The organism is Actinoallomurus acaciae (assembly GCF_042429965.1).
Classification (GTDB): Bacteria; Actinomycetota; Actinomycetes; order Streptosporangiales; family Streptosporangiaceae; genus Actinoallomurus; species Actinoallomurus acaciae.
Genome location: NZ_JBHLZP010000415.1, coordinates 1 through 7,563, shown reverse-complemented (window position 1 = coordinate 7,563; position 7,563 = coordinate 1). Strand labels below are relative to the sequence as shown.

The 7,563-nt window shown below is 70.0% G+C and carries 6 protein-coding genes and 2 pseudogenes; 4 read left to right on the top strand and 4 right to left on the bottom strand.

Features of this window, described 5'->3' with window-relative positions; translation table 11 throughout:
* Positions 1 to 628: 628 nt before the first annotated feature.
* The 3 genes from ACFFNX_RS36790 to ACFFNX_RS36780 all read left to right on the top strand — a co-directional run bounded on the left by ACFFNX_RS36790 (position 629) and on the right by ACFFNX_RS36780 (position 2,248).
* A complete protein-coding gene (locus ACFFNX_RS36790) occupies positions 629 to 1,501 on the top strand; it encodes a helix-turn-helix domain-containing protein (RefSeq protein WP_378210641.1) in 873 nt (290 codons plus the stop codon).
* 25 nt (positions 1,502 to 1,526) lie between these two features.
* The gene (locus ACFFNX_RS36785; protein WP_378210639.1) at positions 1,527 to 1,655 is read left to right on the top strand and encodes a DUF397 domain-containing protein; all 129 of its coding nucleotides are present in this window, start codon (positions 1,527 to 1,529) and stop codon (positions 1,653 to 1,655) included.
* A 329-nt stretch (positions 1,656 to 1,984) separates the two neighbouring features.
* Complete coding sequence (locus ACFFNX_RS36780; RefSeq protein WP_378210636.1) at positions 1,985 to 2,248, top strand: GlsB/YeaQ/YmgE family stress response membrane protein; 264 nt, start codon at positions 1,985 to 1,987, stop codon at positions 2,246 to 2,248.
* Between the two features lie 44 nt (positions 2,249 to 2,292).
* On the opposite strand, the gene ACFFNX_RS36775 is transcribed toward ACFFNX_RS36780, so the two are convergent.
* From ACFFNX_RS36775 to ACFFNX_RS36760, 4 genes and pseudogenes are all read right to left on the bottom strand, one after another.
* A complete protein-coding gene (locus ACFFNX_RS36775; RefSeq protein WP_378210634.1) occupies positions 2,293 to 4,191 on the bottom strand; it encodes a propionyl-CoA synthetase in 1,899 nt (632 codons plus the stop codon).
* 50 nt (positions 4,192 to 4,241) lie between these two features.
* Positions 4,242 to 4,673 (bottom strand): hypothetical protein, encoded by a 432-nt coding sequence (locus ACFFNX_RS36770; protein ID WP_378210632.1) that lies wholly within the window; start codon positions 4,671 to 4,673, stop codon positions 4,242 to 4,244.
* A 297-nt stretch (positions 4,674 to 4,970) separates the two neighbouring features.
* A complete protein-coding gene (locus ACFFNX_RS36765) occupies positions 4,971 to 6,041 on the bottom strand; it encodes a lytic polysaccharide monooxygenase (protein WP_378210630.1) in 1,071 nt (356 codons plus the stop codon).
* 170 nt (positions 6,042 to 6,211) lie between these two features.
* Positions 6,212 to 7,144, bottom strand: a pseudogene (locus ACFFNX_RS36760) (ornithine cyclodeaminase family protein).
* A 237-nt stretch (positions 7,145 to 7,381) separates the two neighbouring features.
* Here ACFFNX_RS36760 and ACFFNX_RS36755 point away from each other — a divergent pair.
* Positions 7,382 to 7,563 (top strand): annotated as a pseudogene (locus ACFFNX_RS36755) (L-seryl-tRNA(Sec) selenium transferase); the annotation flags it as partial.

The following is a 7,563-nucleotide window of genomic DNA, read 5'->3' as shown; positions in this document are numbered from 1 at the left end:
GGCGGCTTCGCGGACGTCGCTCACGCCCACGCGATCTGGTGTGGGCGGCTTCGCGGACGTCGCTCACGCCCACGCGATCTGGTGTGCCGGCGGCGACGCCGACCTCCACGTCTGGCTCACAGCGACTCGCGGCCCGCGAGGGGCGGCCGATGCGCGCGGCGGGCCGGTGACCGTGCCCTCCGCGCCTTCCGCCGAGCGCGGAACCCAGTGGCCGACCTGCGCGGGTGTGCGATCCGTGGCGCGGCTGTCACCGTTCGCATGTCCGCACGGCCGGACATCCAGTACGATCCTGCACCGCCGTACCTCGTGGGCGGCGCACCCGGCCCGCGCGGCAATCATGCGCTGCCGCCCCAGGTGTCACAATGGTTCTCACAAGGAAGGAAAGCCACACGAATCACTGTTGTTAACCTGTATCGTTCCACAATCTTCGCAAGATGTCCGATAGCGGATTGAGCGCTTGGCTGTTTGGTGCCTTGTCCGCTAAGGTCGTCTCGTTCGCAAGTTTCACTAAAAGGTGTAGCGGTGTTTTCTTGACTCCGTTACTTCCTACCTCTATAACAGTTGCGCCAGATTTATAGATTCCGGCTGACGGGAACACGCCATCGGCCCGGGTGGGAGAGGATTCAGGGTGCCCCGGCCCGGAAGTGCCACTGTCCGCAATCGTCGGCTCGCGGCTGAGCTGAGGCGTTTGCGGGAGGTCGGCAATCTCACCGGTGACGACGTCGCCGAGCGGCTGGGATGGTCCGCCTCCAAGGTCAGCCGGCTGGAAAATGCCCGCCAGGCTCCACGTTTCGCCGACGTCCGGCGGCTGCTGGACCTCTACGGCGTCGAGGGCGCATACCGCGAGCAACTGCTCCAACTCGCCCGTGACGCCGTTCGCCGTGGCTGGTGGGAGGCATTCTCCGACGCGCTGCCGGAGCAGTACGCCTCCTATATCGGCCTCGAGATCGAGGCCGAGGCGATCGGGCAGTGGGAGACACAGGTCGTGCCCGGTCTGTTGCAGACCGAGGCGTACGCGCAGGCGGTCGAGCAACGCTCGCATTCGACCGAGGTGATCCCGCCGAGCCGCGTCGACGCCCGCGTGGCGGCCCGCCTGGCCCGCCAGTCGGTGCTCACGCGTGAGACGCCCCTCCGGTTGTCGGTCGTGCTGGACGAGGCACTCCTCCTCCGGCGTTATGGCGACGCCGCCGTGATGGCCGAGCAGTTGCAGCACCTCGAAGAGCTCTCCATTCTCCCCAATCTGAGCCTCCAGGTTCTTCCACTTGATGGACCTCATCCGATCGCGACGGGGTCCTTCACGCTTCTGCAATTCCCGTTGGTGGGCGGGATCCAGTTTCACGACGTCGTGTATATCGAGCACCTGAACGGCTGCTCATATCTAGAAGAGGCAACCGAAACCTACCGGTATAGGCTTAGTTTCGAACGACTCAGTGCAGAGGCGCTCGGGCCGGCAGAGTCCATGGAGCGAATTTCCAGGATAGCCCGGGAAATGTGGACATAATGAAAAGGAGGGAGGTGGCCCAATAATGGGGCAAGAAGTGAAATTTCTCGGCCTGGACTGGACGAAAAGCTCGCGCAGTATGGCAAATCAGCAGTGTGTGGAGGTTGCGCCGGTTTCGTTGCTGAACGAGTCGGCAGAGTCCTCGCGTGACTAAAAGATGATACGCGGATACAGCTAACTGGCTATATGCGCTTGAAATAGACCCACTTCCCCGATGGTCACCACCAGATGGGGAAGTGGGTTCATAATTATTCTGGGGCCTTGCGTGACGGGCTTCATGGCCTGGTCGTGTCGGCGGCAGGCGGAGGGCGCGGTCTACGACCGGCCGATGATCAGGGGCCGTTCCGCACGCCGAACGAGGGCCTCCCCCCACGCGACGTGTGCCGCCCTCCCCGGTATCGGTGTCGTTCGGCACTGCGACGGGTATGCGATTGGTAACGGTGTGTCCATCGGGGGTCGTTCACGTGAACACGGGGGGTCGCCATGACGATTGGCGGGATCATCACCGCGATCATCTTCGGTGCCATCATCGGCGCGGTCGCGCGGCTGCTGGTGCCCGGGCGGCAGAACATGCCGATCTGGCTGACCATCCTGGTCGGCATCGTCGCCGCCTTCATCGGCACGTGGATCGCCCACCTGCTCAATCTCAAGACGCACGGCTTCAACTTCTGGGAGACGATCTTCCAGATCATCGTCGCCGTCATCGGCGTCCTGATCGTGACCACGCTGTGGCCCAAGAAGACCTAGCGCCCGGCTCGTGACGGCGGGCCTGCGACGCAGGCGCCGGAGGATCAGTGCGTCTCGTGGGCGGTGGGCGGGCGCAGGATCGGGCGCAGGTGGTCCAGCACCGAGGCGTCCTCAATGGTGGACGGCACCGGCACGTCGTCGCCGTCGGCGATGCCGCGCATCGTTCCGCGCAGGATCTTGCCCGATCGGGTCTTCGGCAGGGCCGGGACCACCGAGACCTCCTTGAAGGCCGCGACCGGGCCGATCTGCTCGCGCACCGCGCGCACGAGTTCGCCGCGCAGCCGCGGCTCGTCCACGTCCGCGCCGCTCTTCAGGACGACGAAGCCGCGCGGCACCTGCCCTTTCAGCGCGTCGCGTACGCCGACCACCGCGGCCTCGGCCACCGACGGGTGGGCGCTCAGCACCTCCTCCATCGCCCCGGTGGACAGCCGGTGCCCGGCCACGTTGATGACGTCGTCCGTACGGCCCATCACCCAGATGTAGCCGTCCTCGTCGATCGAGCCGCCGTCGCCGGTCAGGTAGTGGCCCGGATAGCGGGACAGGTAGGACTCGATGTACCGCTCGTCGTCGTTCCACAGCGTGAGCAGGGTGCCGGGGGGCAGCGGCAGCCGGATCGCGATGTCGCCCTCGGCGCCGGGCGGGGCGATCGACCCGTCGGGCAGCAGCACCCGTACGTCGAAGCCGGGCACGGCGACGCTCGGCGAGCCGGGTTTGACGGGCATCGGCTCCAGCCCCCGCAGGTTCGCCGCGACCGGCCATCCGGTCTCGGTCTGCCACCAGTGGTCGATCACCGGGCGGTCGAGGATGCGCGTGGCCCAGTCGTAGGTGCCCGGGTCGAGGCGTTCTCCCGCGAGGAACAGGGTGCGCAGCGCCGACAGGTCGTGCCCGGCGAGGAGGCGGCCCTCCGGGTCCTCCTTCTTGATGGCCCGGATCGCGGTGGGCGCGGTGAACAGGGCGTTCACGCGATGCTCGGCGGCCACCCGCCAGAACGCCCCGGCGTCCGGCGTGCCGACCGGCTTGCCCTCGTACAGCACCGTCGTGCAGCCGGCGAGCAGGGGCGCGTAGACGATGTAGGAGTGCCCGACCACCCAGCCGACGTCCGAGGCGGCCCAGAACACGTCGCCGGCCGAGACGCCGTAGACGTTCGGCATCGTCCACCGCAGCGCGACCGCGTGCCCGCCGTTGTCGCGGACGACGCCCTTGGGTCGCCCGGTCGTGCCGGAGGTGTAGAGAATGTAGAGCGGATCGGTGGCGGCGACCGGCACGCAGTCCGCCGGGTACGCCTCGGCCATCGCCTGGTCCCAGTCGACGTCGCGGCCGTCGACGAGGGGCGCGGGAGCCTGCGGGCGCCGTACGATCACGCAGTCGCCGACCTTGTGGTCGGCGAGTTCAAGCGCCTCGTCCAGCAGCGGCTTGTATTCGATCACCCGGCTGCCCTCGACACCGCAGGACGCGGACACCACGACCTTCGGCCGGGCGTCGTCGATGCGGACGGCCAGCTCGCGTGGCGCGAAGCCGCCGAACACCACCGAGTGCACCGCGCCGATGCGCGCGCACCCCAGCATCGCGATCACCGCCTGCGGGATCATCGGCAGGTAGAGGACGACCCGGTCGCCGCGCTCCACGCCGAGCCCGCGCAGCACCCCGGCGAACCGCGCCGTCTCGTCGCGCAGCTCCCGGTAGGTGTACGTCTGCCGGGTGCCGGTGACCGGGCTGTCGTAGATCAGCGCGAGCTGGTCGGCACGGCCGTGGTCGACGTGCCGATCGAGGGCGTTGTCGCAGGTGTTGAGCTCCCCTCCGGTGAACCATCGGTAGAACGGCGCGGCACCGTCGTCCAGGACCCGCTCCGGAGGGGTGCGCCAGCGGATGTCACGGGCGGCCTCCGCCCAGAACCGTGCCGGATCGCCGAGACTGCGTTCGTACGCGGCCGTGTAGGGGCCCATGTCGCACCTCCGCCAAGGGGGGACATCCACTATGGCGATCGCCTGCGCCCCTACGTCAAGACGTCTTCAGGGCTTCGATGCGATGGGCGGGCACCGGATGCCGGGTTCCGGATTCCGCGTACGAGCACGGCGACCGCGACGATCACGAAGCACGGCACGTACGCGTGCGGCTGCGGGACGCCGGGCAGCCCCGGGATCGTCTCGCGGGTGAGCACGGCGGCCGAGACGCGGCGCCCGCCGTACGGATGAGGGAGCCGACGCCGCTCCGGCCCATCGGCCGAGCGCGCCGTACGCGTCAGGGTGGGGGCGAGCCACGGGTATCCCAGGCCGACGGCGAGGGACCCGTTGCGCGATGCGGCCGGTGCCGAGCAGACGAGCATGGTGACCGCGCCGACGTCCAGCACGTCGCCACCCAGGCCGTACCCGACCGGGCGGCGCGTCGTCCGTACGAACGTGGCGATCAGCGTGGACTCCGCGAACATCGAGGCAGACCCAAGTCGGGCCTGGGACGCGTCCGACGAAACCGGCGCGTTCCAGGCGGGCGTCGGCGTCGGCCGTACGAGCGCGTCGCTGCCGTGCGTGCTCGCGGACGTGTCGGGACCGGGTACGCATGGGCGCCCTCGCGGGTCGGCTCGCCGTCGAGGCTCCCCGCGTGACCCGGCAGGTGGGCGTGGGCGGGAGCATGGGCACGATCGTGACCGGGCCGATCGCCGGGAGGGCGCGGAACGGGTGTCCCGCGCCCTCCCGGCCCTGCGCCGGAGATGCTCTTCGAACGCCGATCAGGCCGGTGGGCCCTCGGTGAACTCGACGTCGCAGCAGGAGACGAAGAACTCGCCGGTCATCCTGCCGTTGTCGTCGATCGGCCCGCCGTGGCCGCCCCAGATGTTGACGACGACGTGTCGGCCGATCTTGGGCGGGAGCGCCCCGGTGGTGTGGCGGGTGACGCCGGGATCGCCGTGGATCTCGGTCATGAACGGGGTCGGCTCGAAGTCATCCCAGGTCAGTGGCGTGCTGGGATCCCAGTCGTCCCGGGTGACGAACCACTGGTGAGTCCAGGTCTCCCCGATGTGGTGGGCGGTGTAGGCGTACGAGAAGGCGTACTCCCCGGCCGAGGACGGCAGTGTGGCGGCGGGCCAGTCGCCGATCAGGTCGAGTCCGGCGAAGGCGGGGTTGGCGGCCGAGGCGAGGTCACCGCCGCGGAAGAACTTGCGGTATTCGAGGTAGGAGCCGTTCCAGGGGGGATCGGCCTTCAGCGCGTCCGCCGGCGGGACGACCTCCTGCCAGGTGCGGCTGGTGTTCAGCTGCCGTGCGCGGTCGCAGATCTCGGCGGGATCGTTGTCGCGGATCGCCCGTACGGCGCGGCTGGGAGGGGAGCCGGCATTTCCGTGCCGGGTGTTCCGGCGCGGCGGCGCGGCGGTCCGTGGCCCGCGGACCGGGTCGACGTACGGGCGGCTGTCACCGGGGCGGACGGTGACGGTGACCTCGTTGGTGAACGCGCTCCAGGAGCCGTCGGGGAGCTTGGCGCGGACCTTGACCCGGTACTGCGGATAGGGGTGGCCGCCCAGGCAGACCCAGTGAGTGCGAGCCAGCTGCCAGCCCGGCGCCCACGACGGCCAGTACAGCACGGCGGTCTGCCTGATCTGCCCGTCGTTGAGCCAGACTTCGTAATAGTGCGGATAGGGCGCGTCTCCGTCGTTCCAGTCGGCCGGCGGCGGCCAGTCCGCCCCGTCGTTGTCGCCGACGGTCCAGGACAGCTGGACGCCGTACAGGGTCACGTCACCGTCGGTGCGATGGGCGGCCGTGGCGCGGAGGGTGTGCGGTGCCACGACCTCTTGGAGGGTTTCGGTCATCCGATCGCGTTCCTTGTCTGCCGGTTCGGTCGGGTTCGACGATCCGCCTGACGTCTCACCGCGAGCGGTGGGGCCGGGTGCTGGGGCGGTTTCGCGCGGCATGCGGATGACGCCACGGCCACGCCCATCGTCCGGTCCTCCCGTCTCGCCGCGAGGACGAGCCGTCACCCTCAGTATCCGTGCGCATGCACTGAGTGTCGATGGAAAGTCTTCCTTTCGCCGCCTGCGACATCGACGCGCCCGGGTGTTCGGACCGGACGGTGCGCCCACGATGAGGGTCTGGTGGCGGCCCAACAGCAGGTGACTGGGGGAGACCAGCGAGATCGCCTGATCCTGGTCGGCGACCACGGCCCACACGCAAACGACTCTGCGGGCGAAGCCTCCGGGGGTCGGGTCAGGAAGTCCAAGCGCGTCCCCGTCCGCGCGGTGCGGAAGGCGAGCCAGGACAGCGTCAGGTCCTGCCACGGCAGGCCGACCGGCGCGTACACGGTCACCTCCGTCTCCGTCGCGCGGCCGGTCGTGCCGTCGAGCACCTCGCTCAGCGTTCCCGCCGCGTCCACGGGTCCCGATCCGGTGTTGCCCAGCGCGCCCATCGCCAGTGACAGCGCGACGTCGTCGACGAACACCCGGCTCGCCCGCAGCAGGTCCGCGGACAGCTCGGCCTTGCCCGGCTCGTCCGCGCCGAGGGACGTCACGTGCCCACCGGGCGCGACGTCGCCGCCGTGAAGGATCGGCTACCGGGCCCAGGCGGCGGTGATGACGATCTCCGCCGCCGCGATCTCCGGCCGTGCCACGGGACGCCCGCCGTGCCGCGTGGCGAACGCCTCCGCGCGTGCCGGATCGCGGTCGGTGACGAGCAGGTCGCGGACCGGACGCAGCCGCCGCAGCCCGCGGATCACCAGGTCCGCCTGGGCCCCCGCGCCGACGACCGCGACCGTACGGGCCAGGGCGTGTGTGCCCAGGGCGGCCGCCAGACCGGTCCGGCACGCGGTGACGGTCGCCGAGTCCAGCAGTGCCAGGAGCTCCCCGGTCGCCAGGTCGTGCAGGCACACGACGCCGCGCAGGGCCGGGCTCGCGGCCGGGAACTTGGCGTTCACCTTCATCGTGTACGCGAGCACCCCGGGGATGAGCGCGGTGGCGGTCCCCGGGCCGGGCAGGGGTACGGACCCGGAGCGGGCGCACGGCGGAGGCCGGTGCGAGGAGACCCGCGCGCAGCGCCTCCAGGCACGCCTCCGGCTCCAGGAGCCCTTCCAGGTCCGTACGGTTCAGCAGGAGTGTCACGTCGCCGATCCTCGCAGCGGCGCATGGCGCACACCTGTCCGCGGTCATAGATTTCAGGGATGGACACCCGACGTCGCGTGCCGCGTACCGACGCCGTACTCGCCGATCCGCGCCTCGTCGAGGCGGCCGGCCGGCTGGGGCGGCGCATCGTCAAGGCGGCCGTCACCGGCGCGCAGGAACGCGCGCGTACCGGCGCGATCCCCGCCGAGGACGTCGCCGCCGCGGCCGTGGCGTCGCTGCC